Annotated in this window: 22 protein-coding genes; 16 read left to right on the top strand and 6 right to left on the bottom strand. The window is 53.1% G+C overall.

Going from position 1 to position 25388, the window contains the following annotated elements; genetic code table 11:
* The first annotated feature begins 210 nt into the window (after nucleotides 1-210).
* Together H7F31_RS32870 and H7F31_RS32865 are read left to right on the top strand one after the other, a co-directional pair.
* Nucleotides 211-966, top strand: a complete 756-nt coding sequence (locus H7F31_RS32870; RefSeq protein ID WP_187102284.1) for a type 2 periplasmic-binding domain-containing protein — start codon at nucleotides 211-213, stop codon at nucleotides 964-966.
* A gap of 163 nt (nucleotides 967-1129) precedes the next feature.
* The gene (locus tag H7F31_RS32865) at nucleotides 1130-1873 is read left to right on the top strand and encodes an N-acetylmuramoyl-L-alanine amidase family protein (RefSeq protein WP_187102283.1); all 744 of its coding nucleotides are present in this window, start codon (nucleotides 1130-1132) and stop codon (nucleotides 1871-1873) included.
* Between the two features lie 424 nt (nucleotides 1874-2297).
* Here the strand turns inward: H7F31_RS32865 and H7F31_RS32860 are convergent, their stop codons facing one another.
* Nucleotides 2298-3101, bottom strand: coding sequence for an AraC family transcriptional regulator (locus H7F31_RS32860; protein ID WP_187102282.1), 804 nt, complete (start codon nucleotides 3099-3101; stop codon nucleotides 2298-2300).
* Nucleotides 3102-3412: 311 nt separating this feature from the next.
* On the opposite strand from H7F31_RS32860, the gene H7F31_RS32855 reads away from it, so the two are divergent.
* From H7F31_RS32855 to H7F31_RS32845, 3 genes are all read left to right on the top strand, one after another.
* Nucleotides 3413-4627, top strand: a complete 1215-nt coding sequence (locus tag H7F31_RS32855; RefSeq protein ID WP_187102281.1) for an MFS transporter — start codon at nucleotides 3413-3415, stop codon at nucleotides 4625-4627.
* A gap of 148 nt (nucleotides 4628-4775) precedes the next feature.
* Nucleotides 4776-5981: a glycosyltransferase gene (locus tag H7F31_RS32850; protein WP_187102280.1), complete on the top strand. Its 1206-nt coding sequence runs from the start codon at nucleotides 4776-4778 to the stop codon at nucleotides 5979-5981.
* Nucleotides 5978-6616, top strand: a complete 639-nt coding sequence (locus tag H7F31_RS32845) for a glycerol-3-phosphate acyltransferase (protein WP_261800228.1) — start codon at nucleotides 5978-5980, stop codon at nucleotides 6614-6616. The genes H7F31_RS32850 and H7F31_RS32845 overlap by 4 nt, the downstream gene beginning before the upstream one ends.
* A 5-nt stretch (nucleotides 6617-6621) precedes the next feature.
* Here the strand turns inward: H7F31_RS32845 and H7F31_RS32840 are convergent, their stop codons facing one another.
* Nucleotides 6622-7152: a hypothetical protein gene (locus H7F31_RS32840; RefSeq protein ID WP_187102279.1), complete on the bottom strand. Its 531-nt coding sequence runs from the start codon at nucleotides 7150-7152 to the stop codon at nucleotides 6622-6624.
* Between the two features lie 385 nt (nucleotides 7153-7537).
* On the opposite strand from H7F31_RS32840, the gene H7F31_RS32835 reads away from it, so the two are divergent.
* The 7 genes from H7F31_RS32835 (at nucleotide 7538) to H7F31_RS32805 (ending at nucleotide 16323) form a co-directional block, all read left to right on the top strand.
* On the top strand, nucleotides 7538-8395 hold the full coding sequence (locus tag H7F31_RS32835; protein ID WP_187102278.1) for a patatin-like phospholipase family protein: 858 nt from the start codon (nucleotides 7538-7540) through the stop codon (nucleotides 8393-8395).
* Nucleotides 8392-9123: a peptide-methionine (S)-S-oxide reductase MsrA gene (locus tag H7F31_RS32830; protein WP_261800227.1), complete on the top strand. Its 732-nt coding sequence runs from the start codon at nucleotides 8392-8394 to the stop codon at nucleotides 9121-9123. Before H7F31_RS32835 ends, H7F31_RS32830 begins: the two co-directional genes overlap by 4 nt.
* A gap of 842 nt (nucleotides 9124-9965) precedes the next feature.
* Complete coding sequence (locus H7F31_RS32825; RefSeq protein ID WP_187102277.1) at nucleotides 9966-11312, top strand: extracellular solute-binding protein; 1347 nt, start codon at nucleotides 9966-9968, stop codon at nucleotides 11310-11312.
* A gap of 109 nt (nucleotides 11313-11421) precedes the next feature.
* Nucleotides 11422-12315 (top strand): carbohydrate ABC transporter permease, encoded by an 894-nt coding sequence (locus tag H7F31_RS32820; RefSeq protein ID WP_187102276.1) that lies wholly within the window; start codon nucleotides 11422-11424, stop codon nucleotides 12313-12315.
* A 16-nt stretch (nucleotides 12316-12331) separates the two neighbouring features.
* Nucleotides 12332-13216 (top strand): carbohydrate ABC transporter permease, encoded by an 885-nt coding sequence (locus H7F31_RS32815; protein WP_187102275.1) that lies wholly within the window; start codon nucleotides 12332-12334, stop codon nucleotides 13214-13216.
* A gap of 9 nt (nucleotides 13217-13225) precedes the next feature.
* Nucleotides 13226-15151: a sensor histidine kinase gene (locus tag H7F31_RS32810; RefSeq protein ID WP_187102274.1), complete on the top strand. Its 1926-nt coding sequence runs from the start codon at nucleotides 13226-13228 to the stop codon at nucleotides 15149-15151.
* Nucleotides 15148-16323, top strand: coding sequence for a response regulator (locus tag H7F31_RS32805; protein ID WP_187102273.1), 1176 nt, complete (start codon nucleotides 15148-15150; stop codon nucleotides 16321-16323). The genes H7F31_RS32810 and H7F31_RS32805 overlap by 4 nt, the downstream gene beginning before the upstream one ends.
* 379 nt (nucleotides 16324-16702) lie before the next feature.
* Here the strand turns inward: H7F31_RS32805 and H7F31_RS32800 are convergent, their stop codons facing one another.
* A complete protein-coding gene (locus tag H7F31_RS32800; protein WP_187102272.1) occupies nucleotides 16703-17182 on the bottom strand; it encodes a hypothetical protein in 480 nt (159 codons plus the stop codon).
* A 218-nt stretch (nucleotides 17183-17400) separates the two neighbouring features.
* On the opposite strand from H7F31_RS32800, the gene H7F31_RS32795 reads away from it, so the two are divergent.
* Entirely contained in the window at nucleotides 17401-17853 is a 453-nt protein-coding gene (locus H7F31_RS32795; RefSeq protein WP_187102271.1) for an AraC family transcriptional regulator, read from the top strand.
* Nucleotides 17854-17925: 72 nt separating this feature from the next.
* On the opposite strand, the gene H7F31_RS32790 is transcribed toward H7F31_RS32795, so the two are convergent.
* Entirely contained in the window at nucleotides 17926-18810 is an 885-nt protein-coding gene (locus H7F31_RS32790; protein WP_187102270.1) for an arylamine N-acetyltransferase family protein, read from the bottom strand.
* A 125-nt stretch (nucleotides 18811-18935) separates the two neighbouring features.
* Here H7F31_RS32790 and H7F31_RS32785 point away from each other — a divergent pair, with 125 nt between their 5' ends.
* Together H7F31_RS32785 and H7F31_RS32780 are read left to right on the top strand one after the other, a co-directional pair.
* Complete coding sequence (locus H7F31_RS32785) at nucleotides 18936-20396, top strand: MocR-like pyridoxine biosynthesis transcription factor PdxR (RefSeq protein ID WP_187102269.1); 1461 nt, start codon at nucleotides 18936-18938, stop codon at nucleotides 20394-20396.
* A 76-nt stretch (nucleotides 20397-20472) separates the two neighbouring features.
* Nucleotides 20473-21429, top strand: a complete 957-nt coding sequence (locus tag H7F31_RS32780) for an S-layer homology domain-containing protein (protein WP_187102268.1) — start codon at nucleotides 20473-20475, stop codon at nucleotides 21427-21429.
* Between the two features lie 87 nt (nucleotides 21430-21516).
* On the opposite strand, the gene H7F31_RS32775 is transcribed toward H7F31_RS32780, so the two are convergent.
* Nucleotides 21517-21717, bottom strand: coding sequence for a transposase (locus H7F31_RS32775; RefSeq protein ID WP_261800592.1), 201 nt, complete (start codon nucleotides 21715-21717; stop codon nucleotides 21517-21519).
* 103 nt (nucleotides 21718-21820) lie between these two features.
* Between H7F31_RS32775 and H7F31_RS32770 the strand changes: the two genes are divergently transcribed.
* Nucleotides 21821-23890, top strand: coding sequence for an alpha-L-rhamnosidase-related protein (locus H7F31_RS32770; RefSeq protein ID WP_187102266.1), 2070 nt, complete (start codon nucleotides 21821-21823; stop codon nucleotides 23888-23890).
* Here the strand turns inward: H7F31_RS32770 and H7F31_RS32765 are convergent.
* On the bottom strand, nucleotides 23874-25388 hold the full coding sequence (locus tag H7F31_RS32765; protein ID WP_187102265.1) for a response regulator transcription factor: 1515 nt from the start codon (nucleotides 25386-25388) through the stop codon (nucleotides 23874-23876). The two genes, H7F31_RS32770 and H7F31_RS32765, sit on opposite strands and share 17 nt — an antisense overlap.

Raw genomic sequence — 25388 nt, 5'->3', positions numbered from 1 at the left:
TACAACCACATCTTATCGAACCTAAGAGATAAGAGCGAGAGCGAGAGCGCCGCTCTGAAAGTCGGGATGATGTGGTTCTTTTTGCTGCCCGCCGAGTGCGACATGACAACTTGTAGACATCTCGGGCAAGCTTTGGTGACAAGATTGTCCTACAGTTAAGAGGTGCAAGCGTAAGCCGGACGACATCAGAATGAGAGGGTGTGTTCGACAATGATAACCTTAAGAGGGACAATCGGAATCATGGCCGTGGCGCTGATCTGGTTGCTCGTGATCCTATTGGCTGCTTGCAGTGGAAGGGGAGCGGGCGGCGGCAGCTCGCCGGGCCATTCCATGGGAGGCGCAAGCGGTTCGTCGAAAGGCGGAATTTACGCCGGCGGCGAAGGCGCCGCATGGAACGGAGGCCCGTTTCATGGTAGCGGCCAAGGCAAGGCATCGGGCGGCAAAGGAAAGAGGAAGGTTGTGTTCGCGTCCTTCTGGCCGGATGTCCGCTTCGCGGAAGCGAAAACCAGGTTCGAAGCGCTGCATCCCGATATCGAGATCGAGCTGCACTATATCCAAACAAACGACTCCAGATTCGAGAAGGATCTGGAGAGATTCGTAAAAACCACGAATGCGGCGATGCTGGCGGGCAAAGGGCCGGATATTTTGGAAATGGATCTATTGCCGATCGAGCATTACGTGCAGCAGGGTTTGCTTGTCAACCTGGAGACACTGATCGAGCGGGATGCGACTTTTAATCGTGAGCAATATTTCACCAACATGCTGGATAATGCCAAGGTCGGAGGCGGTTTATACGGTATGCCGTTGTTCTTCTTCCAGCGGGGCTTCGCCGAAGATGTCGATTCGACGGTCGGGATGAACGCCGCATCCGCGGTCAAACAAGAAGCTTGGGCATTTATCAAGTTTATGATGTCGGATCGGTGGATGCGTTCTGACGGAATCCCCGTCAACAAGCTTCAGCAGTAAGCGCTTTAAAATTTAATCTGGCGAATTGATCTGCTCTATCTTTTTTCGTGTTAGAATTTATTTTAGAGACAATTTTGTTGCAAGTTGTAGACGATCCCATGATTTCTGGATGATATAACGTAGTAGAGGCATCATCTATTACATTCGGGAGGGCGTCATCTTAATGGAAAGAACGACTAGACATTCAAGAACGGCCAGATTCAAGACGCTTTCGCTAATGCTGCTCGTTGCTATTGCAGGTATCTTTCTCTATATGACCCAATTTGCGAAAGATGGCGGAGAGATGCCGAGAACGCTCGGAGGAAAAGAAAATAAGACCGAGCAAATCAGCTCGGGAGGCATTGATTCCGATTCCGAATCGGCGAAGGATACGTTTAAAATAGTGATTGACGCTGGACACGGAGGCAAGGATCCGGGTTCCACGGGAGCCAGCGGAATATTTGAAAAGGTCAGCAATCTGGCAATCGCGAAGCGTGTGTATGATCTGCTGTTGGAGGATTCGCGCTTCGAAGTCCGGATGACCCGTACGGACGATACGTTCGTGGAGCTTGAGGACCGTGCCGGTATGGCCAATGACTGGCCGGCTGACGCTTTCGTCTCTATTCATGGCAATGCCTACGAAGACAGCAGCGTCTCTGGTTCGGAGACATTTTATCGTTACGATAATGGTCTGCTTCTGGCGGAGGCGATTCATGAAGAACTCGTAGACGCAATGGGATTCAGGGATCGGGGGATTCGGCTGAACGAGCTGAAGGTACTCACGCTGAGCAAGGTTCCCTCGCTGCTCATCGAGACCGGCTACCTGTCCAATGTGGCGGAGGAAACCGCTATCCTGAGCGAAGAAGGGCAGAATCGGATGGCCCGGGCCATCGTTGACGGACTGAAGGCGTATGCGGAGCAAACATGAGGAGGCAGTATGTAGCCGAGATGTGTAGATAAGATGAGATAATATGAACCACGACGCCATCCCGGGCCGTGGTTCTTTTTGTGTTATGGATGGTTATGAACCGAACCATTTAACTCGGATAATAACTTACGATGCTAACAGACATCAGCGACACTATTTGCACGTTTTGTGAGCTCTTCTCATTGTAACGGACAGAGGAGACTTTATTAGGTTGGGTTATAGCAAAATACTGAACAGATGGGGCAAATAAGGTCATGGATGTCCGTTAGATTTTAAAAACGTAAAAAAATCGAACAATAACGTCTTTCCTGTCCGTTACGCGGCGAACTCGCACATTTGCCCCTGCCTCCACGCGACGAAACTCGCGTATTGAAGCTTCCTCCGCGACGAACTCGCACATTAGCGCCTGCCTACCCGCGCACACCTATTGACGCAGACGATACTGCTCCGGGGTCGCCCCCGTAGACTTCTCGAAAACCCGGTAAAACTGGCTTGGCGTCGAGAAGCCCAGCATAAAGCTGATTTCCATCACGGAATGAGCTGTCCCCTTCAATAGTCGCCGCGCTTCCTCCATGCGAAGATGGAGAACAAATTGATAAGGCGCATAGCCGGTGGCGGCTTTGAAGGAACGGATGAAGTGGAACCGGCTCTGGAGCGCAATGGCCGCCGCATCGTCGATTCTGATCGCCTCCGTGTAATGAGCCCGCATATATTCCACAGCCTGCATCATATGTTTGTCCGACGAATGAAGGGACTGCTCCTTATCGGGCAGGAGCCCCTTCTCCGCGCCTCCCTGCATGAGCTCGCGCAACTCGTTCAGGATCAGCGTCTCCGACTGCTGTTCGGCCAGCAGCTCCCCGGAGGGCATGGACAGATCCAGCCACCTGCGGAAGCGGGCTTTAACGAGGCCGGGCTCTACCTTTAGGCGCAATGCAGCCTCTTCGCGTCCTCGTACCTCTGTAAGAGAGGCGTCGAATCGTCCGCCTTCCGTAATGGCAACAATGACTCCGGCGTCGTCGCCGATATGGAAGCAATGTCTGTCATCGGCATGGAGAAGAAGCGCTTCTCCCGGCACGAGCGTCATTTGCTTATTCTCATGCGTGAAGTAACAGGTGCCGTGCGTGGGAATCGTCAGTTGATAATGTCCGTCATGCGTATGCGGAACGTTCTCGAACGCATTCGCGATTTGAACAACTTCTATATCCGGCAGCGATAATTGAATTTGCATGTTTTCTCCAGTCTCCCCGTTAGAGGTTGTTCAAAAAGTCCGCTTTTGATCACGAAGTATGCCATGAAGCCTACTCGACATCGAATCTTGAATTCAAGCGAAACTTCCGGTGCTCACGTAGCTTCCACTACGCTCCGCTCCTCAGTTTCTACTTTCATTCAATCTTCTCGGTGCTGAAAACCGTACTTTTTGAACACGCATTGTCAGGCTATAGCAATTCGTGCTCGAAGGGAGCAATAATCGCGAGCGACGCCATGACATGCTTGGTTGTAGCATTAGAACATCATTGGCAGAAAGGATGTCTATATACGATGACACCAAGAGGGGCAGCCGCCCAAGCCGGTACGAACACGGCTTTCACCATTCTTCTTAGCGTAAGCGCCGCGCATCTGTTAAACGATGTCATGCAGTCCGTCGTTCCCGCCGTTTTCCCCCTATTCCAGCAAAAGCTTCAACTCAGCTTTGCGGAAATAGGATGGGTCGCTTTTGCGCTTAATATCTCGGCGTCGATTTTGCAACCGTTAATCGGATCTTACACCGATCGGAGGCCGATGCCAAGTCTTTTGCCGCTGGGAATGTTATTCACGTTGCTGGGCATGATCGGATTCGCCGTCGCTCCATCGCTGCTCTATCTGTTGCTTGCGTCCGTCCTTATCGGAGTGGGCTCCTCCATTTTGCATCCGGAATCTTCTCGAGTCGCGCATTTGGCCGCCGGCAGGAGCAAAGGCTTCGCGCAGTCGATCTTCCAGGTGGGAGGCAATACCGGTCAGGCGCTCGCGCCGCTTATGGTCGCCTATGTGATCAGCCCGCAAGGGCAATACGGTTTCCTCTGGTTCGTCTTGCTTGCTCTTGTCGGGATTGTCATACAAACGCGCGTAAGCAAGTGGTATCGGGAGCATGTGCAAGAACGTCCAGTCGCGAAGAAAAAAACAGATACGGCAGGCAAAGCAACGTTCAGCAAACCGTTTATCATCTACGTCATGTCTGTGCTCGTCCTGATGCTGTTCGCGAAATTCGTCTATCTCGCCGGCATGACCGGGTACTATTCCTTCTACTATATGGACAAATATGGACTCTCCCTGAAAAACGCGCAAATCTGCCTGTTCGCTCTTCAATTCGCAGGGATGGCGGGCACGTTCTTCGGCGGACCTCTGGCCGACCGGTTCGGCCGGCAGAAAGTGATTTGGTTCTCCATTTTGGGAACCGCGCCGTTTTCGCTCTTGCTGCCTTACGCGGGGCCAACGGCCGCCGTGCTGCTATGCATTGCAATCGGGCTTATTCTGATGTCGGGTTTCTCCGTCATTATCGTATACGCGCAGGAAATGCTGCCCGGCCATGTAGGAACGATTGCCGGTCTATTTTTCGGCGTATCCTTCGGACTGGCGGGACTCGGCTCAGTCGTCATGGGCTCCATGATCGATTCTCATGGCGTCGAGCAGGTTATCAAGGCTTGCTCCTATTTGCCGCTCCTTGGTTTGCTGGCCTTGCTGCTGCCGAGAGATTCCAAGATCATGCGGGGAGCCTGAGAGGCTTCGGCGTAAAATCCGGCACGCTCGGGCTGAAGTGGCAAGCTCGGGCGCGCTGGAATGATTTTAATGCGATGCTCATATCGGAGGAGAGGACCGCCATATAATGTAGAGTATAGCTCTACACCCTTCTGAGGGAGGCGAAGGCATGGCAGGGATTTTTCTCGTCTGTCTCCTTGCCGCGTCCTGCGCGGCGGGGTTTCTGCTGTTCCGCAGGAATACGGTTCCCCGGGAGAACGGGGGCGTGTTCCGCATGAATGGACAGCCGTCCGTTATTATTCCGGCCAGGAACGAGGAGAGCAATCTGCCGTACCTGCTCGGTTCGCTTCAGGTCCAGTCCATGGAGGGGCTGGACCTTATTGTCGTCGACGACCATTCCGAGGACCGTACGCGGGCCATCGCGGAGAGCTTCGGCGTCAACGTCATTGCAAGCCCGCCGCTTCCCTCTGGCTGGACGGGCAAGAATTGGGCGGTGACGACCGGCTTCAAAGCTGCAAAAGGCGACATCCTCATCTTCCTGGATGCCGATGTCCGCCTTGCTACGAATTCGCTATTCTCCTTGCTGGCTGCAAGAGAGAGGAGGGGCGGCGTATTATCCGTCGTGCCATATCATCAGACAGAACGTTTCTACGAGCGGCTCTCGCTCATTCCCAATCTGCTGGGGCTGTTCGCTTTCACCTCGCCCATGGAACGGCGCAATCCCGCCCAAGGTTTATACGGGGCTTGCATCGTGGCGACGAGGGAGGACTACGAGAGGGCGGGCGGTCATGAAGGCGTGAAAGGGGAGCTGCTCGACGATCTGGGACTAGGCGCACGATTCAGGGAAGCTGGCATTGCCATTCACAACTATATCGGTCACGGTCTGGTCTCCTTCCGCATGTATCCCGGCGGCATACGCAGCGAGGTGGAAGGCTTTAGCAAGGGCGCCGTGCTCAGCACAAGCAAGCTGAGCCCTTGGACGACGCTGCTCGTCGCCATATGGCTGATCGGTTTGGCGGCGTCGGAGTCCGCGCCATTTTTCTTAGGGACGCAATGGGGGATTCCGCTGGGCATCGCGTACGTGCTGTATACGGCGCAGATCTATTATTTTGTTCGTTATACGGGCATGTTCGGGCGATGGCTTCCGGCGATTCACGGCATCAGCACGCTGTTCTTCCTGTTCGTTATGCTCTATTCCGTCATTCAAGTCGCCTTTTTTGGCCGAGTCGCCTGGAAAGGCAGGGAGGTGCAAGTAGGCGGGAAGCGGGGGGATGGGGCAGGTGGCAAGAGTAGAGGAGATGGCGGGGACATCGAGACTAAGGGTACTGGGGAGACCGAGGCGGCCAGAGATAGGACGGGGGGGAGGCCGTCATGATGGTGCTTCCATACGTTTGCTGGACGATACTCTGCTTTTTATGCGGGTCCTTTATGTTCTCCTATTGGCTTGGCTTGCTGGCGGGTCATAACGTAAAGAGAGTCGGGGACGGCAATCCCGGGGCCGCTAACCTGTGGAAATCAGCGGGCGCCGTCTTTGGTATCTGGGGCATTGCGCTCGACTTTCTCAAAGGTTTTTTTCCGATATGGCTGCTCATTCACGCAGGAGGAGTGAACGGCTACTCTTTAGTGCTTCCCTCCGCGGCTGCCGTACTGGGCCATATGTTCTCGCCGTTTCTGCGGGGGAGGGGCGGCAAGGCCGTTGCCGTCACGTTTGGGGTGTGGAGCGCTCTTACGGGGGGTGCGGCCGCACTTGCATATGCGGTCCTATTGGCTGTTCTTTTGCTCGGCGGCAAGCTGCTCCGTAGGGGGAAGCCGTCTTCCAGCGTGTCGGACGGAACCCAGATCGTGTTTGGGATGCTGCTGCTGACGGCCTGGATGCTCCTTCGGAGCGGATTCGCCGAGCTTCATCTCGCCGTGTTCGGAATGGTCAACACGCTGCTGCTGGCTTATGCGCACCGCCTTGAGCTCAAGACGTTGCTGACGATGCGCACGGGAACAAAGAACGGGGGCTGAGCGTCTTACGCTCTGACTCTGCGATCGTTTAGCATATACCATCCGAAAACGATGTAGCAGAGTCCCCATGCGACCGATCCCATATTGGAGACGGCGGGGATGAAGTAGATAAAAGGGTAGATCATAAACAAAACCATTACCCATAACGGATAAATTCGCGCACGAATCATGATGATGCCAAGGACGATCTGTCCCAGAAGAGTCATGATGGAATTTGCGCTCAGCACCGGCGCGATGATGGGGTCATCCTCCGTCTGAATGCCCAGCATGTTCGACCAGACAAGGGCAACGGTCAGCATGCTGCCGATCGCGATCATCAGAACGGAGAGGAGTGCTATTATTCCTGTCCGCGGCAAGGAGTGAAGGTACACGCCGATGATGCCGATCCCCATAAATATACATGCGATAAAACCAAACACCAGCTCCGGCATGCTGTCGAGCCCCCATATATAGGAGCTCGGCGCCATGCCGATCCGCGCAATGCCCCCCAGTATGGCCACAATAGCAAGCACCTTGATGACTTGTTTTAACTCCATGATTAAATTCCTCCCGATCGAAAGAATAATGCGTCACAATGCCGTGACTCCCCTATCGTAGATCAATTTCCCGGAAGCAGATAGTTACGCCCTGTCATGAAGTTTGTCATCGTTGTCATGCTGGCGTAAACGATCAAAGAGATCATCGTGGAAAGAGGTATGGAATAGCATTGCAGTGTCCTCGCTCAGATCGTTAAATGAGAGGAACTTAAAGAGGGGATCCGTGAAGCGGGTTCTCTTTATTAACCCGGCCGGTGCTTTCTTCGCTTCAATTATCGTGTGCTTAGACGCGTGATGCTAGACGGACTCGGAGGCTTTATTTCGCCGTTGCGCCTCCGCAGGTGTATACTAGGGTCAGATTGGTATCACCGGAGGAGGTTTTCCTATGTCGGAAACAATCGGACTCGTGCTGGAGGGTGGCGGTATGCGGGCGGTGTATACGGCTGGCGTGCTGGAATGTTTGATGGAGCATGATGTGTACTTTCCTTATAATATCGGAGTGTCGGCTGACGCCTGCATGGGCGCGAGCTACTTGTCCAGGCAGGCCGGGCGCAACCGTGTGGTCAACGTAGATTACGTCAGCGATCCGCGCTATATCTCTTGGGGCAATCTGCTGAAGAAGCGAGAGATGTTTGGAATGGACTTTATTTTCGACGAGATTCCGAACCGGCTGGTGCCCTTTGATTATGAGGCCTTCCGGAACAGCGCCGAGCGATACGTCATTGGAACGACGGACTGCGAGACTGGGGAGAGCGTCTATTATGAAAAGGGCGAGCCCGGCTTCGATATGCTGCCGTTGCTGCGAGCGTCAAGCTCGCTTCCTTTTATCGCCAGAATCGTGGAGTTCGGCGGCAAGAAGCTGCTGGATGGAGGATTATCGGATCCCATTCCGCTTCGGAAGTCCGAGGGGGACGGCAATAGCCGCAACGTGCTTATATTGACTCGCAACGAGTCATATCGCAAATCGCCGAACCGTATGGGCTGGCTGGCGCGCCGCGCGTACGGCAAGTATCCCGAGCTGGTGGAAACGATGCTGCGCAGGCATGATGTCTATAATGAGACACTGGCCTACATCGCTGAGCAAGAGCGTTCCGGCGTCGCATTCGTCATTCGTCCATCCGAGACGTTGACGGTCGGCCGCATGGAGCGGGATCCGGCCAAGCTTGGGGCGTTGTACGAGCAAGGCTACGAGGATGCCAAGCGGCTGTTGCCGGAGCTGAGGAGTTGGATGGGATATGTGTGAAAATCGTTTATGGATCAAGCGAGGTGGGAGGTATGGAGAATAACTTGCCGGACAACAAGCCGTTGACGTTGCCTGTGCAGAGTCATGGAGATGGCGGGAGGCTGCGTACCGCTACCTTCGGCATGGGCTGCTTTTGGAGTCCGGAAGCTTTGTTCGGCGCGTTGCCGGGCGTCGTTCGCACCCGCGTCGGTTATGCGGGAGGAAGCCGTCTCGACCCGACCTACAGAGCGCTTGGCGATCATACGGAGACCGTGGAGCTTCTATTTGACGAGGCGATGATAACTTTCGAAGATATTATCCGGACGTTTTGGAGTAACCATACGCCGTTAAATATTAACGGCTATAAGGGGAGGCAATATCAGTCGCTGCTCTTCTATCACGACGTTGGCCAAAAAGCGTCGATCGACGCGGAGCTGGAACAGAGGGAGAAGGCCGGGCTTGGCAGACCTGATACTGAGGTTGCGCCGTACGCGGGATTCCACCTTGCGGAAGACAGGCATCAGAAGTATTACGTGAAGCGGTTCCCGAGCGCGGTAAGCGAGCTGGAGTCTTTATATCCGTCGGAGAACACGGAAGCCTGGACGGGCACGACGATCGCGGCCAGGCTGAACGGCATTGCCAAAGGTTATCTGAATATGGGACAACTGAGGTCGGAGCTCGAATCGTGGGAGCTGGAGGACGAGGAGCGAGTTCGGTTGGCGACGAAGTTGTTTCAAATTCGGTGGTAATAAATTCCCGTTAGAGCTCGACAAAATAAAATGGGGATTCCAGCCGCCGGCAGTTTTTTGTGATCTTGTTGATCCAACCCAATATGACGTGGGGATATATCAATCAAGTGAGGAATGTGGCTATTATATACAGGCCAAACATCTTGAACATCGAATGTAAGGCTCATTAAATACCTTGTAACAAACAAAGGCAGCCCGGAGCGCAATAAGCTCCGGGCTGTTTTTGTTACATTTGCGACGGATGGATGTTGGTGTGTGGAGAACAATAAAAGGAAATCTGCCCTCTAATTCACAAAAGTAACCACTGATTTTGTAATTACAGGGAAATGTGCCATCTAATTTGATGTATTTGCCTCATTATAGGCGATGTGTTGAAAATTAGCGGGAGTTTTTCCCTTTATAGTCCTGTTGAAGTGACATTCGATAAATTTAGTGGGACGTTTTCCCGCTAAATTAGTGAACGAGGGGCGATGAATCGATAAGGAGCTGGGTACCGCCGGTATGCGAGCTCCGAACTCCAAGCTCCATGCTCCAAGCTTCAAGCTTCAAGCTTCAAGCTTTCGAACATGGTAGTTGACAAAGAAGGCTTCAAAAACAGCGGATATACTCCGAAAGTTGCGTTATTCGGTGCCCACCGTAGGCATTGAAACCGCAGACTTGTTCCAAAGAGCCGGTCCATCCCGTGCCTCCTCATCACGCGCTACCCCACATCGTAACTGGTAACGTCGTCGCCATATGTTCCCCCACCTTAAAAAAACAAACATGAACTCCTAATTAACTTTATTGTTAGACCCGTCAGCCTGGCGCATAATTACGTCATAACCATTAAGGGGGAAACACAAATGGCTAACAAAACAACCAAAACATTAAGCGTATTAATGGCTGGCGCCCTGGCGGTCGGTCTTACCGCTTGCGGAGGCAATAACGGAGGCAATACGGGAACAAACGAAGGCGCCTCTGGCGGCAACGGCGGGGATAAAGGCGGAGAAAAAGCGACGATCACGTTCCAGAACATCTACCCTGACTCATCCGATCCGAAATACCAGATGATCCGTACGATCGTAGCCAATTACGAGAAGGATCACCCTAACGTGAAGATCGAGCTGGATTCCTTGAATACGGACCAACAGAAGCTGAAGCTCAAAACGCAAGCGGCTTCCAAAGAAGTGCCGGACATTACGATCGTGAACCCGGCCGCCCAGATGCAGCCGTTCGTGGAAGCGGACCTGTTCGCTCCGCTCAACGAAATGGTGGAGAAAAACGGCCTCAAGGATACGTTCCAGGAAGGCATTCTGGACTACTACACTTTCGATGGCAACCTGTACGCGCTGCCTGACGGCAACAACATCGGCCTTGTTTATTACAACAAAGCGTTGTTCAAGCAAGCCGGCGTCGAAGTGCCGACGACTTTTGAGGGAATGGTAGAAGCGGCAAAAACGTTAAAAGCAGCCGGTATTACTCCGATTGCAATTGGGGAAAAGGATTCCTGGACGGGTTCGTTCCTATTTATGAACGTCCTGCTCCGCACGAACGGCCCTGGCTTCCTGCAGGACGTAGCCGACGGCAATAAAACGTTCAATGACCCGGCTTTCGCCGAAGCCGTAGACGCGTTCCAATCGCTGGTTCAAGTCGGTGCCTTCCAGGAAGGCGCAACTTCCTTCGACTATAATGCGGGCGAGAACCTGTTCAAAACGGGCAAAGCGGCCATGTACTATATGGGCAGCTGGGCTACGGGCGGCATCGAGACATCCGAAGTGAACAAGGACGACAACATCGGCGTCTTCAAGTTCCCTACGGTTAACGGCAAAGGCAACCCTGACGAATTCATGCTGGCTCCGGGCTCCGCATTCGCGGTATCCAAGAACAGCAAACATCTGGACGTGACGTTGGACTTCCTGAACTACTTCATGCAGAATTACCCGATCGAAGCGTTTAAGGTCAAAGGCGCGGTAGGCGTCGCCCAGACGATCGAAGAGGACTTCGCGGCTGCAGGTTATTCCAACATGGCGATTCAAGTACTTGATTTGTTTAAGGATGTTAAAGGCGGAGACATCTCCTTTGACAACACGATGAACCCTGGCACGTCCCAAGTTCACTTGACAAGCATCCAGAACCTGTTCGTATCCAAGAAAGACGCGGCGGATGTCGCCAAAGAACATCAAAAAGCTTTCGAAGAAAACAACAAGTAATCGCTTTATGTAATCATAGCCGTTGATGTGGGAATGGAGGGGCAGCTTGATAGCCGCTCCCTCCGCCCGTGTCGGCTAGCGAAGGTTTTGTGAGAAGGAGATGGATGCCTTGAACGTATTGAAAGTGTCCAAGTGGACCATCGCGGCGTTCGTGCTGCCTTGCGTTTTGTTATATGTCGGTTTGGTTTTTGTACCGATCCTCGTGTCCGTATACAGCGCCATGCTGGATTGGAATGGAATCGGAGCCTCGACGTTCGTCGGGCTGGATAATTTCAAGTACATGCTGACGAGCGACACGGTGTTCTGGCCGGCGGTCGGACGCACCTTCCTGCTTGCGGGATTTTCGATGCTTATTCAATTGCCGCTTGCCCTGTTTGTGTCGATCTTAATTAGCCGTTACGTGCGCAAACCGAATTTTTTGGTTTCCAGTTATTTTCTGCCTGTTATTCTGTCCGTGGTCGTTATTGGCCAACTATGGAAAACGATCTATAACCCCGGCTCCATGGGGGGGATGATCAACCAAATTCTCGAAACAATCGGGCTGGAGAGCTGGACCCACTCCTGGCTGACCGAGCCGAAGATCGCGATCTTTGCGATTATCGTCGTAGGCCTGTGGCAGTACCTGGGCTACCATATTCTCATCCAGTTCACTGGCGTACAGAACATTCCGGCCGATATCTACGAAGCTGCCAAGATCGACGGCGCAGATGGCTTCAAGGCCGATCGTTATATAACGTTACCCATGATCATCCCGATCTTTAAAATTTCCTTCGTGCTGTCCTTCATCGGTTCCCTGCAGTCCTTCGACCTGATTATGGTTATGACGGGCGGCGGGCCGGGCAACGCAACCGACGTAATTGCCAGCCATATGTACAAGATGTCGATCCTGTCGCAGAAGTTCGGATACGGAAGCGCCATCGCGACCTTTCTCGTCGCCGTCTGTCTGATCGCGACCGTCATCATCAACTTCCTGTTCAATCGATTGGACAAAAAGTATACGTAAGAAGGAGGCGCTTGTCATGAGCCGAACCGCGACCACGGCGACCACGCCGGACGCGACTGTCCGCACGGGAGGCAGCCGCATCTCCGTCGCCAAGCCGCTGATCTACATCGTGCTGGGCATCCTGCTCGTCACGCAGCTCTACCCGCTGCTCTGGCTGTTCCTGTATTCGTTCAAAACGAACGACGAGATTCTGTCCGGCAGCTTCTTCTCCTTGCCGTCCGTCTGGCAGATCGAGAACTACAGCGCCGCCATCGAGAGCGGCAATTACTGGAGATACCTCGGCAACAGCCTGTTCGTCACGTCGATTACGATGGCCAGCGTCATCGTGCTGGCTGCTTTGGCCGCTTTCGCCATTACGCGATTCCGCTGGAAGTATGGCCAGCTGGTACTGCTGCTGTTCCTGCTCGGCATGATGATTCCGCTGCAAAGCACGCTGCTGCCGCTTATGATTATTTTCAAAAATATGGACATTCTAAATACGCACCTGTCTCTGATCTTGCCGTACATCGCGTTCCAGACGCCGATCTCGGTCTTCATCCTGAGCGGCTTCATGAAGGCGATCCCGCACGAGATCGAGGAGTCGGCGATTATCGACGGCGCGGGCGTATTCCGGATCTTCCGCAGCATCATTTTGCCGATCTCCGTACCGCCTATTGTGACCGTGTGCATTCTGACCTTCATCAACATTTGGAACGAATACATTCTGGCCGCGACATTCATCTCGTCGGAGAAGCTCAAGACGCTTCCGTTCGGCGTAAACAGCTTCGTCAGCCAGTATTCCGTCAACTATGGCGCCATCGGCGCATTCCTGGTGCTTGGCGCGCTGCCGGTCATCGTCGTCTATTTTCTGCTCTCCGAGCGAATTACAAAAGGGATGGTAGCAGGCGCCGTAAAGGGGTAAGATGGAGAGATGAACAAATTCCAATCCATTCACGGCCGCCTGTTTCCCATGTTCCTTCTTAGCATGCTGGGTCTTCTGCTCGTCGTCACGGTGGTTTATTACCAGCGGGCGACGGAGCAGATCAGGGATCGGGTAGGCTCCATCGCCGAAAAAAATATATCGCAAACCGTCAATCTGTTCGACCTGCTGCTAAGAGGGTATGACAGCGTCACCAAATCGCTGAACAGCAACTATGAGCTCATCCGTCTGCTCAAGCAATACGCCGGATCGGAATCCGTCGAGGCCGTGCAGCTGGAGAAGCGGATTACCGACATTATCGGCGCCATCTTTTATTCGCGCAGCGATACGGTAGGCATCCATATCGTAACCAACTACGACAAGGTGTTCAGCTTCGACCGGACCAACGGAGCCAGCGTAAGGCAATATTCGGAGACGTCCTGGTTTACCGAGCTCAAGGGATCGACGGGGGAGATGAAATGGCTGGGCGTGTTTCCGGAATCGCTAATGAGCGCGGGAATTCAGCGGCCTGTTTTTGCATTCGGGAGACAGTTGTACGAATTTGATACGCTGAAGTCGATCGGCATCGTGCTGATCGAGACGGACGCCGACGCTATCGAGACGGCGCTTACGAACGCAAGCCTTGGGCCGGGGAGCCAGGTTATTATTCGAGGCGCGGGAGGCGAAGAAATCATTCGCACCGGTGCTTCCGAAGGCGTCGAACCGGCCGTTGTGCCAGCGGATTGGCCGGGAACGCTGCGACAGGGCGAGGTCGTCGTGCGCGACTCGGATGACGTCACATCGACGGCAGCGCGAATCGGCATGGCGGATTGGACGATGATCGGCGTCACGCCGAACAATGAGCTGCGGCTGGAGCTCAAGGAAACGCAGCAGTTCCTCATTACGCTTGCGCTCATTCTCATCGTCGCGGCAACAGTGCTGGCCACTTTCGTCTCGCGTTCGTTTTCCTCGCCGTTCAAGCGGCTCATCCAGCAGATGAAGATGGTCGAACTAGGCAATTTCAAGGGCGAAGTGCAAGTGCGTTCGTATTACGAGATTAACGTGCTCGTCGGCTCCTTCAACCGGATGGTTCAGCAGATGGACGAACTGATCGAGAGGATCAAGCTGGCCTCCATCAGCGAGAAGAACGCGCAGTTGCAAGCTTTGCAATCGCAGGTGAACCCGCACTTCCTGTTCAACACGCTCGATATGATCTACTGGATGCTGGACGAGCGGGAAAACGACCGGTTAGGCCGCGTCATTTTGGCGCTGTCCCGCATCTTCCGCTACAGCAGCGATTGGGAGGAAGCGTCGAAGGCGAAGCTTCGGCTGGAGCTGGAGCAATTCAGGCATTATTTTACGATTATCGAGACTCGCTTGGGGGATAGAGTGACGACCTCCATCGAGGTCGAGGAGAAGTGGCTGGATATCGAAGTCCCGAAAATGATTCTTCAGCCCATCGTGGAGAACGCGGTCAAATACGGGCTGGAGCCGCTGAACCGTCCGGGTCTGCTGCGCGTTTACTCCAGGGAGGCTGACGGTGGCAGGCTGGAGATCGTTGTGGAGGACGACGGCGTCGGCATGGATGAAGAAACGCTCGAGAGGCTGAGCGACATGCTGGAGGAGCATTCCGTTATGCCGGGGCAGTCAGGCGGGGGATCATCCCATAAGTCGACTCTGCCTAATCGAGCTTTGGACGTTTCGAAAGCAATCGGAATAGAGGACAACAGGTCGATCGGCGATGCCGGGAATATGCCAGCTTTGGCCGGCGGCGGGCAGTCGCAAGAGCGCAGGGGCATCGGGCTGCTCAACGTCCACCGCCGTATCCGGCTCATGTTCGGAGAAACGTACGGACTTCGTATCGAAAGCGTCAAGGGGCAAGGGACGGCTGTGATCGCGTCGTTCCCGGCTCAGGAGAGAGAGGAGGCAAAGGGATGAACATTTTGGTCGTCGACGACGAAGAAGTGATAAGGAGCGGTGTTGAGCGGACGATACGCAAAGCGTTCCCGCAGCATCGCGTGGTCATGGCGGACAGTCCCGAAGCGGCCGTGGAGCTGCTCAAAAGCCTGCCTATCGATCTTGTGCTGACCGATGTGCTTATGCCGGGCATGACGGGGCTGGAGCTTATCGAAATATCGCGGGGTCGCCACTCCCATATCAAGTGGATCGTCATCTCGGCTTACTCCGAATTCGCTTACGCGAAGGAGGCCGTGCGTCTCGGTGCGAAGGATTATTTGCTGAAGCCGATCGGCAAGGATACGCTGATCGACAAGATCAAGGAGCTTGAATTGGAGATCGAGAAAGAGAACGAACGGAACAAGGAAGCCCAGCTGCTGTCTCGCAATCTCCGTTTCCTTCGCGAAGCGATCTTTGCCAGATGGGCTTCCGATCTGGACCTGGGCGGCATCGATCTGGCGCCATTCGTAGGCAATCATCCGTACTTTCATCTCATCATGCTGCGTCTCGACAGCGAAACCGATCTCAGGCTGGAGCACTTTATCGTGGAAAACGTCATGTCCGAGCTGATCGACTCCGCCGGCGACGGGTTCGTCGCCAGCGTCGACTCCAAGAGTCTGCTTGGACTCGTCACGCTGCGGGAGGAGCAGGGGCTGGGTCCGCTGATCGAGCAGATGCGTTCGCATCTCAAGCGTTATCTCAAGATTCCGTTTCAGGTCGTCCACTCCGACCGGATTACCGACCTGGACACCGTGCCGGAGCAAGTCAAGCGAATGCACAAGTCGTCGGAATCGCAGGTCTACGATCATTATGCCAGCGGCGGCGAGAAGGCGGTGGAGGTGGCGATTCAATATATTCGCTCCCATATGGCCTCCGAGCTGACGCTGGAGAAGGTGTCCTCCGTCGTTTATTTGAACCCTGTTTACTTCAGCCAGCTGTTCAAGCAGAAGACGGGCGGCGGCTTCAAGGAATACGTGACGGGGCTGCGTCTCGAGCGAGCGATGGAGCTGCTCCGGGATTCGGAGCTCAAGATCGGCGAAATCGCCGAAAAGGTGGGTTATCCCGACGTCCGCCACTTCTCCCAGATCTTCCGCAAGAAGGCCGGCTGCACGCCTTCGGAATACCGGCAGAACACGACAGCTCCAACCCTTTAGGACCCGTTTAGGACCCATGGGGCCTGGGCCGGACGGAATTCCCCTCCACATCTATCGAATGAGTCGACCTGCCTTTATGGGGCAGGTTTTTTTGTGCATGAGGGGGATGGGGAGGGGGATGAGGACGGGCCTGCGCGGCTAACGGACACCAGCGACGTTATTGGGGCGGAAAACGCCGATTTCCAATTCTAACAGACAGGAAAGAGCTTATTGAGGTCCGTGGAGCGGTTTGGAGAGGCTTTTGGCCCAAATAGCGTCGTTCTTGTCTCTTAGAACACGAGTGCGGGCGATTTCATCGAAATAAGGTTTCTCATGTCCGTTAGCAGGTGCTATCGTTGTTAGCTGGTGTTGTTGGTTATTTATTTGTACCCTCTGCAATTCAACCCATGATATGGATATAGGCCAAGCACGCAAGCCAAATGGTCAGAGGCAGTAGCATGCTTGCAAGCGCGAATTGTATGGTGTACGGTTTCTTACGGAATATCGCCAAGAGGGTATCGGCCAGGAAAAATAAGATGGCTGCAAAAAGGCTGAAGTACAGGAGAACCAGACCAAAAGCGGCATGCAGGTTGGCCGATATAGCCAGCCGCAGCCACTTGCGCGATGTCGCGGCGCGGGCAATCAGCTCGCTGATCGCGGACGTCAGAACCCCGTAGATATAAATAACAGGCGCGGCATATATCATGTATATCATTGTGTAGCCGATGGCGTCGTGCAGGTGGTCTTTAAAAGAATAGAGACGACTATAGTTGTCGAATGGATCGAAACCGCTCCAAGGTAAAAGAATCGAAAATAAGGAAGTCACAATAGCTGCGCTTATCAGCTTTCTCATGAACATTTGTTTGAAAGACACCTGCATATTGCGGTATTCCCCCTTCGTGCAGAACACACTCCGCGTTCCATTACTTGCATCATACTGCACAAAGGACTATGCAAGAAGTTCTATCTTTTATAGTACCATCGTATAATCAATGAAATTAAATGTAAATATTTTCATTTTAATATAATAATGCATATCTTTTTATAACATGTTAGCATTCGATGGGTAACGCATAATGAACCGAAAGGGATGATACGATGAATATGAGAATGGAGATTCTCCCGAATTACCGCCTTGCCTATGTGAGGCAGACGGGGCCATACGGCCCGGCCAATACTCAAGCCATGCAACAAATAAAGGAATGGTCGAGGGCGAAGGGGCTGCTTACGGAGTCGACCGTATTATTGGGAATCGCCAACGACGACCCTCGAATAACTTCACCCCAGCAATGCAGATACGATGCTTGCATTGTTCTTGCCGACCATAACGCGATTGATGGGGCGATCGGCGAAAGGGAGCTCGTTGGCGGAGAATACGCGATATTTACGGTCAAACATACGCCAGAAGATGTTCAACAAGCATGGGGCGCTATTTTCCCGGCTATGCACAATAGTGGGCTTCGTCAAGCCGATAAGCCGATTATCGAAAGATACGTCGGCAATATGGAAATCCATGATTTTTGCGAAATTTGCGTGCCGGTCGAACGGTAATCCTGTCGGCGCAGCGGAATAAAAATCAAAGTTTAAAGCGATTTCTGTTGCCCGGCGCGTCAAGACAGCGGCTTAGCCGTCGACCGCGCCGGCTTGTTCCCGCGACCGCAACCACTCCTCGTGCCAGCCTCGCACCAGCTTCCACAAGGCATCCCGGTCTGCCGAGTCATAGGCGACAAGAGGTTCGCCGAACACGTCTCCGAGCACGTCCAGCCATTGGGTTTGAGAAGCGAGCTCCGTTTTGGTTATATGCCCTCCCTCGCGCCTGCTCCACACGCAGCCCCGCAATTCGTTGCTGCCAGTCGCATGACGATGGCGCACCAAAAACGTATGCAGCCAAGGGGATTCCGGCGATGTGCTGTAATAGGCGTGTTTGTCGTAGAACGGAGTCAAATCCTGAACGATCTCCGGCGCCACGTCGACCCCGGCGAACGTCGCGAGGGGGTCATGCACAAGCCGCCAGCCGTTCTCCGCCAGCTCCGAATGCGTCACGGTATACGCGAAAGGTCCCTGATGATAGATTCCCTGCGCAAGAGGAAGGGGATCATGGGGCATATCGCCGAGTCCCGCATCCGCGATCCAAAGCTCCTCTTCGCCGTCCTCATTGCTTGTTCCGACCGTTAGAGCCAGATGAAAGCCGTTGATCCTCGGTTCCATGCCTGCGGGCTGCACGCCCGCCCGATGCCAGTTCACGCGGAATCCCAAAGAACGAAGCAACGTGCCGAACGCCCCGTTTAAGTGGAAGCAGTAGCCGCTCCTACCGCTCAAGACAAGTCCGACGGAATGTTCAAGATCGATGGACGCCGGTCTGCCGGCGACGATATCGAGCGTTTGCCAGGACAGCCGCTCCACGTGGGCGCGGTGCAATCGCTTTAAGTACGAATAGCTCGGCGCTTCGATGTCCGATATATCCAGCCGCTTTAGATAGGCTTTTATTTCCGTTGCGGTAAGTATCATAAGAGCATCTCTCCTTCATCATTGCGGGTTCATGCAGCTTACTTTACAATAAAACTGACTTGCAATAAATGGACAGAATTCGCGAAAATTAAAAGACAGATTGACCTCGATGAGGAGGGACAAATATGCTGGACATTTGGCTGGACGCCGACTCGGGCTCCAATCAGCCTCAATACAGGCAGCTTTATGATGAAATCCGGAATCGGATTACGAACGGAAGCATTGCGGACGGATCGAGGCTTCCTTCCGTAAGAGCGCTGCAAGCCGCGCTTCAGCTGAGCAAGACGCCGATCGAAACTGCATATCAGATGCTTGTCGCCGAGGGGTACGCCGTGAGCAAGCCGCGATCCGGGCTGTTCGCCGTAGCTCCCCGAGCGGGAACGATCCCGGACGCGGGGAGACAAAAGAATGGAAGGGCGGGGTTATACCCCGACATCCCGCTGTCGGAACGGCAATTCCGGGAGGGCGTTCTCCAGCCCCCGAGAGCTTATCGCATCGACTTCAACCCGGTCGGGGTGGATGCGGCTTTGTTTCCGCTTCGCGCGTGGAAGAAGGCGCTGCATGATACGCTTGAGCATGAATTCCTGAATCACAGCGGTTACGGAGACCCGCAGGGGGAGTATGAGTTGCGCGCCATACTGGCGGAGTATCTCGGGCAATCGCGGGGCGTAATCTGCTCGCCGGAGCAGATCGTCGTCGGCGTGGGCATGGCCGGCAGCCTGAAGGTGATATTGTCCCTGCTGGATCGCATCGCAATCGCGGCGACCGAAGAGCCCGGCTTCCGTACCGTTAGGGATGTATTCCTGACGGCCGGAACTGTCGTGGAGCCTATCCCCGTCGGAGAGCTGGGCATCCGTCTGGAGGAGCTGGAGGAGAGCAAGGCGGATATCGTCTACGTCACGCCTTCGCATCAATTTCCTACCGGGGCTGTCATGCCGTACGGAGAACGCTTGAAGCTTCTGGAATGGGCACGGGAGAGGGGCGCCTACATTATCGAGGACGATTATGACGGGGAATTTCGTTACCGGGGCAAGCCGATCCCCTCCATGCATAGCCTTGATCCCGGAGGCAGAGTGATCTATGTCGGTACGTTTTCGAAGGCGTTCGCGCCCGCTTTCCGTATGAATTACATGGTCATACCGGAAGCGCTGCTGCCCCGGCTGGGCGCCATTGGCCACCTGCTAAGCGTTCCTTCCCGCATGGACCAATTGGCCATGCGGACATTTATCGAGCAGGGGCATTGGTATCGGCATATCCGCCGGATGCGCAATGCCTATCGAAGGAAGCATCAACGATTGTCGCAGCTCCTGCAGGAGTATTTTGGAGACGCCATCGCCGTCTTCGGAGGCAGCGCCGGACTCCATCTCGGCGTGACCGTGCGGACGGAGCGCACGGCGGCGGAGCTGATGGAGCTGGCCGCGGACGGAGGTGTTCGGGTGTACGACTACGCCCGAACCTGGATGGGGTCGATTCCCGGCAAGGGGGAGGCGACCGTGTACCTGGGCTTAGGCGACCTGAGCGAGGAGGAGCTGGCGTTAGGAGTGTCGTTGCTGCGCGACGCGTGGGGGGAAGCGATTACTAGATGAGGACCGCTCATGGTGGGGATCTGCAACCAGGTGCGAGCTGGACGGTGTCAGCCGGATGTACGTAGAATAAACAATCGTGACAATTAGAACCGACTTGCCGGTGGCGGTGTTGTCCGAGATCGACACAGCAGAGGTATCAGGAACGAAACTAACAATCCGTCTCGCCGATTCCATCCTTCTGCGAGATATGAAGCAAGCGGCTGCGGCGATCGGCGCCCGATTGGCAGGGGTTCCTGTTGAGTTGGAATTGACGGTGATGACGGATTACGAGGAACGGAACATGGATCGCTACGCAGATTATGTTGCTTATACTTTGGCTTTGGATGACGCAGGAGATCCCACTGCACGAATCGGGGCACGCTACGATCGATCGAATCAAACCTACCATTACGCACCGTCCCGAATGGAGGGAGCTAAAGCGGCGTTTCAGAGCCGTTCAGGCGGCATCGCTGCCGTGCTTGTTCACGAAAAGGCATTCGCGGATGTGAAGGGCCTGTGGTCGGAAGAGGTCGTCAATCGGCTCGGCTCGAAGCTGATTGTTAACGGTATGGATGACACAAGATTCGCTCCGGATGCTCCGGTGACCCGCGCGGAAATGACGGCGATGTTGGCGCGATCCCTGGGTTTGCAGGTAGTGGCGGTGGGAGTGGCCGGATTCAAGGATGTGGACCCGGCAAGCTGGTATGCCGATGCGGTGGTAACGGCTTTCCGTGAAGGATTGGTGCAGGGGGACGAGACGGGCAATTTCCGTCCTGAGGATCGAATCAGCCGGGAAGAAGCAGCGGTCATGATCGTTTCGGGGATGCGCTACGCGGTTGATCGACCGGATCGGGCCAACGTTGGGATCCTGAATCGTTTTCGAGACGCAGGCGAAATATCGCCTTGGGCAAGGGATGAGATGTCCGCGGCCTTGCAAGCCGGTCTGATCGTAGGCAACGGGAATAACCAACTGCTCCCCAAGGAGACGACGACAAGGGAGGAAGCGGCCGCGATGATCGACCGCATGCTGCGGAAGATTGGGTTTATCGATTGAAGGTAGTTTATATTGGAATACGACAGAAGAAATCCTGTTAATTCAGGATGAAGGCCATTTTGATTCTGAACTGAAGAAGATCGCTCCTTATCTCGCCTTCTTGGCCAGGATATTGGCGATCTTCTTTAAGTTCGCAGGTTGCGTCATCAAAGCTTGTTGCTGCACCTTCTTGCGTCCGTGATAACGACAATAACGAAGCACGTGAAGCTCCCTGGCGTCAGCAAAGCATCGCTCTATGGTTTGGTAGCGCGTTCGGAGCTGGCGACGGTAACTCTCGGGAGGCGTAATAGTTATTTTCATTCCATTTTGATGTAATTAGCTCCTTTTATGCCTATACGATGATTGATAGAATAGGTACCAAACGGTTTTGAATACATGGAGGTGTGAATGAATGGAGAGTAAAAGAGCCGAGTGGATTTTTTACCCAGGTGACTTCGAAATATGGCTTCGCCGAGAAGTGGAATTCAGACGTGATGAACGAAGAATAACGATTCCGCCAATCTGGCGTGTCGATAGTCCATACACGGCAGTTAGATTTCGGAGGACCGTACATTTAGAGGCAGCGGAATCTGTTGTTTTTAGGGCAGATGGAGAGTTTATGCTGCAGATCGACGATGTAACGATGAATTCCCCAGAGCAAGGAGTTGTCATTCAAGCCGGGGAGCATTCGATCTTCGTTCAAGTCCATCATTTCACAAGAGTCCCTTCTTTATTTGTGGAGGGTCCAACCGTTAAGTCGGATCATAATTGGGAAGTCAGTCATTTGTGGCAATCCGGCTACGTGAAGGCTGGGCGTGCAGGCTTTCATCAGCAGGAGATTCCGCCATCAGACTTCAGATTGGATACGATAGAGATTGAACCGGTGAACACTGTTTCTAAAGAAGGAGCATTGCTCATAGATTTTGGCAAGGAAACCTTCGGCTATGTACAGCTTCATGATATACAAGGGCAAGGCAAGGTACGGCTTGTTTACGGCGAATCGCTCGAGGAGGCGAACGACTTCGAGCATTGCGAGACTTATGATATCGTTGATGTCACTAGCTTGACTACGAGTTTAACTATGTCTCGTTCACGCGCCCTTCGGTATGTTCGGATCACGTCCGATGAAGGTGTGAGCATTGGCTCCGTCACATTACTGTATGAATATTTGCCGCTGACCTATCGTGGTCAATTCAAGTCTTCCAATGAAAAGCTAAACCAAATATGGGAGGTATCCTCTTATACGTTCCATCTGAATACTCGGGAATTTTTCCTTGACGGGATCAAACGGGATCGTTGGGTTTGGTCGGGGGATGCGTATCAAAGCTATCTCATGAACTATTATCTGTTCTTTGACCTTCCGGTAACACAGAGAACGATGATCGCGCTTAGAGGAAAGGATCCAATTGAGCATCATTTGAACACGATTATGGACTATACCCTTTATTGGTTTATGGGACTTGAAGATTACTATCAATTCACTGGAGATTTGTCGTTTATTAGAGACCAATACGATTCCATGCTGCGCCTGATCAAGTTCTGTGAATCACGGTCAAATGAAGATGGCATGTTAGAGGGGCAGAATGGCGATTGGGTATTTGTGGATTGGGCGGATATGGATAAGGAAGGAGCACTGGCTTTCGAGCAAATGCTGTACTGCCTCTCCCTGGAGTCCATTGTTCGTTTTGCGGAGCTGTTGGGTGATGTGGCGTCAGGCGACTACTATCGGCCCCAAGCCGAACAACTTCGGAAGAAAATTCGCCAGCTCTTTTGGGACGAAGAAAGAGGGGCCTATATTCATCGCATCATTAACGGCTCACTCGATGCGTTCGTGACTAAACATCCTAACATGATGGCAGTGCTGTATGGATTTGCGGATGCCAAACAGATGAATCGAGTGAAGGAGCAGGTGCTCCTGAATCCTTCCGTTCCGAAAATTACGACTCCTAATATGCGATTTTATGAGCTTGCGGCTTTGTGCGAGGTGGGTGAACAATCGTTTGTTCTCCATGAAATGTTGGATTATTGGGGTGGCATGCTGGATTTGGGAGCAACCTCTTTCTGGGAAGAGTATGATCCTGCTATAGCGATGCCGGATCAGTATGCCATGTACGGACGCAAGTATGGCAAGAGCCTTTGCCATGCCTGGGGGGCTAGTCCGATATATTTGATCGGCAGATACTATCTCGGAGTGACTCCCGCAAGGCCCGGCTATGAGGAGGTATTCATTCGTCCAGCGCTTGGAGAGCTTGAATGGATGGAGGGACAAGTTCCTGTGCCTGCAGGTGAAGTATATGTATTCATGAATCGCGAGTCGATACGTTGTTCGATACCTGCAGGTAAGGGGCGGCTGCATTTCCGCAGCCGCCACGATCCAAATGCGGGGCAGAATATCATAACAAAGCTTGCTGACGACTGGTACGAGCTTTGCATCGATGTACCGGGCATAACCTATGAGGTTGCTTTTACTCTAATGGACTGATATTGAGATTGGCTCTGTATTCAGCGGGACCATACCCTGTTTTATTTTTAAAGGTCCTGCTGAAATGCTTCCAATCTCGATAACCTAGCTTTTCGGCTACTTCATATATTTTAATTCCAGGCTCCGTAAGCATTTTTTTGGACTCTTCGATTCTTAAGTCAGTTAGGTATTCCAGAAAGGTTTGCCCTGTTCGATTGCGGAAAAGTCGGCTTAGATGTGACCTGCTTATATAGGTATGTTGACTGACCTCCTCTAATGAAATCATTTCTCCCAAATGTTCACGGATATATTTTTTGGCTTTGAGCATGATTTGCCCTTCCTGCTCTTCGGGATCGTTAGACAGAAGAAGATCGTTTATCCATTTTCCGATTTGCTGCTGCAACGCTTCCTCGCTGCGTGACCATTGCATTTGATTGACTTTCTGAGTAATGTGACGTGCTTCTATCGAAAAAGGAATTAGTGCATTCTGATTAATGCGCCCATTCAGATCCAGCATCAAGCGTTCCACGGACCACATAAGCTGACGCGGAGTACCTTGCTTCATACTCTCGCGAACAAAGTCATGGAGGCGTTCGATGACACGATCGATATCACCGACGTCGAGAGAGGCTTCAAGCTGTTGCCATAAGCGAGCAAAGGAAGCGGAACCCATCTCAGCTTGTTCATCCTCAGGGTATTTCTGAATACAGCTGCCTCTGTAAAGTCTCGTAAGCAGTGCTGTCAGAGCTTCCGAATAGGGAGCTTCTTCCGAATGATCGTGCCGGTAAGGACGGGATACTCCGATACTAATGGATAAACGCACGCGATCCTTCCAAAATTCGAACAGAGTAGAGGCGAATCGTTCGAATTGCTCCATGGCTCGTTCGGGAGACTCGCCGGTGAAGCCGCATATCATATTACAGCTATCCATCCGAGACTCCATCTCTTCAATGAGGTATACGCCAGTCATATCTTGTAAGATTTCAAATGAGGATTTTCTAAGCATCCACGAAAGAGTTTGCCAATCTCCAAATTCAAGGGCACGGGATTCTTGAGGATTGTCAATATCGACGACTGTCAATAATTTAAATGCATCCAGCTCGTTAAAGCGCTTCCAGCTTCGATGAATGTTATAGTTATCGTTTAACCCGGTTGAAATACGCTCGATCGTTTTCGTCAGATCGGTCACGTTTACCGGTTTGAGCAGATAATCTACAGCTCCTAGACGCAAAGCTTGTTGGACGTATGCGAAATCATCAAAGCCGCTAAGTATAATTGTCTTCATTTTTGGAAATCGGCTTTGCACATGTTCTAATAACGTTAACCCGTCCATCCCTGGCATTCGCACGTCGGTGATCAATAAGTCAAAATGATAATAATGAAGAACATCCATCGCGTGTTTACCGTCAATTGATGTTTCAACCTGGTGTATCGGAATGCCGGAAATGGCAAACTGCTTTAACATGTCGCGAAGTCCTTCTCGGATCGAATATTCGTCATCCACAATCAATACGTTCAT

This window comes from Paenibacillus sp. PAMC21692, from assembly GCF_014303795.1.
GTDB lineage: Bacteria > Bacillota > Bacilli > Paenibacillales > Paenibacillaceae > Pristimantibacillus > Pristimantibacillus agaridevorans.
Note: the sequence above shows the minus strand (reverse complement) of the source record. Positions and strands in the feature narration are given on the sequence as shown.

Coding starts and splice junctions, on each gene's coding strand:
- H7F31_RS32845 (WP_261800228.1), top strand. CDS start 5,978: ATGATGGTGCTTCCATACGTTTGCTGGACGATACTCTGCTTTTTATGC.
- H7F31_RS32770 (WP_187102266.1), top strand. CDS start 21,821: ATGGAGAGTAAAAGAGCCGAGTGGATTTTTTACCCAGGTGACTTCGAA.
- H7F31_RS32785 (WP_187102269.1), top strand. CDS start 18,936: ATGCTGGACATTTGGCTGGACGCCGACTCGGGCTCCAATCAGCCTCAA.
- H7F31_RS32800 (WP_187102272.1), bottom strand. CDS start 17,182: ATGCAGGTGTCTTTCAAACAAATGTTCATGAGAAAGCTGATAAGCGCA.
- H7F31_RS32795 (WP_187102271.1), top strand. CDS start 17,401: ATGAATATGAGAATGGAGATTCTCCCGAATTACCGCCTTGCCTATGTG.
- H7F31_RS32855 (WP_187102281.1), top strand. CDS start 3,413: ATGACACCAAGAGGGGCAGCCGCCCAAGCCGGTACGAACACGGCTTTC.
- H7F31_RS32835 (WP_187102278.1), top strand. CDS start 7,538: ATGTCGGAAACAATCGGACTCGTGCTGGAGGGTGGCGGTATGCGGGCG.
- H7F31_RS32810 (WP_187102274.1), top strand. CDS start 13,226: ATGAACAAATTCCAATCCATTCACGGCCGCCTGTTTCCCATGTTCCTT.
- H7F31_RS32825 (WP_187102277.1), top strand. CDS start 9,966: ATGGCTAACAAAACAACCAAAACATTAAGCGTATTAATGGCTGGCGCC.
- H7F31_RS32850 (WP_187102280.1), top strand. CDS start 4,776: ATGGCAGGGATTTTTCTCGTCTGTCTCCTTGCCGCGTCCTGCGCGGCG.
- H7F31_RS32765 (WP_187102265.1), bottom strand. CDS start 25,388: ATGAACGTATTGATTGTGGATGACGAATATTCGATCCGAGAAGGACTT.
- H7F31_RS32815 (WP_187102275.1), top strand. CDS start 12,332: ATGAGCCGAACCGCGACCACGGCGACCACGCCGGACGCGACTGTCCGC.
- H7F31_RS32860 (WP_187102282.1), bottom strand. CDS start 3,101: ATGCAAATTCAATTATCGCTGCCGGATATAGAAGTTGTTCAAATCGCG.
- H7F31_RS32865 (WP_187102283.1), top strand. CDS start 1,130: ATGGAAAGAACGACTAGACATTCAAGAACGGCCAGATTCAAGACGCTT.
- H7F31_RS32840 (WP_187102279.1), bottom strand. CDS start 7,152: ATGGAGTTAAAACAAGTCATCAAGGTGCTTGCTATTGTGGCCATACTG.
- H7F31_RS32870 (WP_187102284.1), top strand. CDS start 211: ATGATAACCTTAAGAGGGACAATCGGAATCATGGCCGTGGCGCTGATC.
- H7F31_RS32790 (WP_187102270.1), bottom strand. CDS start 18,810: ATGATACTTACCGCAACGGAAATAAAAGCCTATCTAAAGCGGCTGGAT.
- H7F31_RS32805 (WP_187102273.1), top strand. CDS start 15,148: ATGAACATTTTGGTCGTCGACGACGAAGAAGTGATAAGGAGCGGTGTT.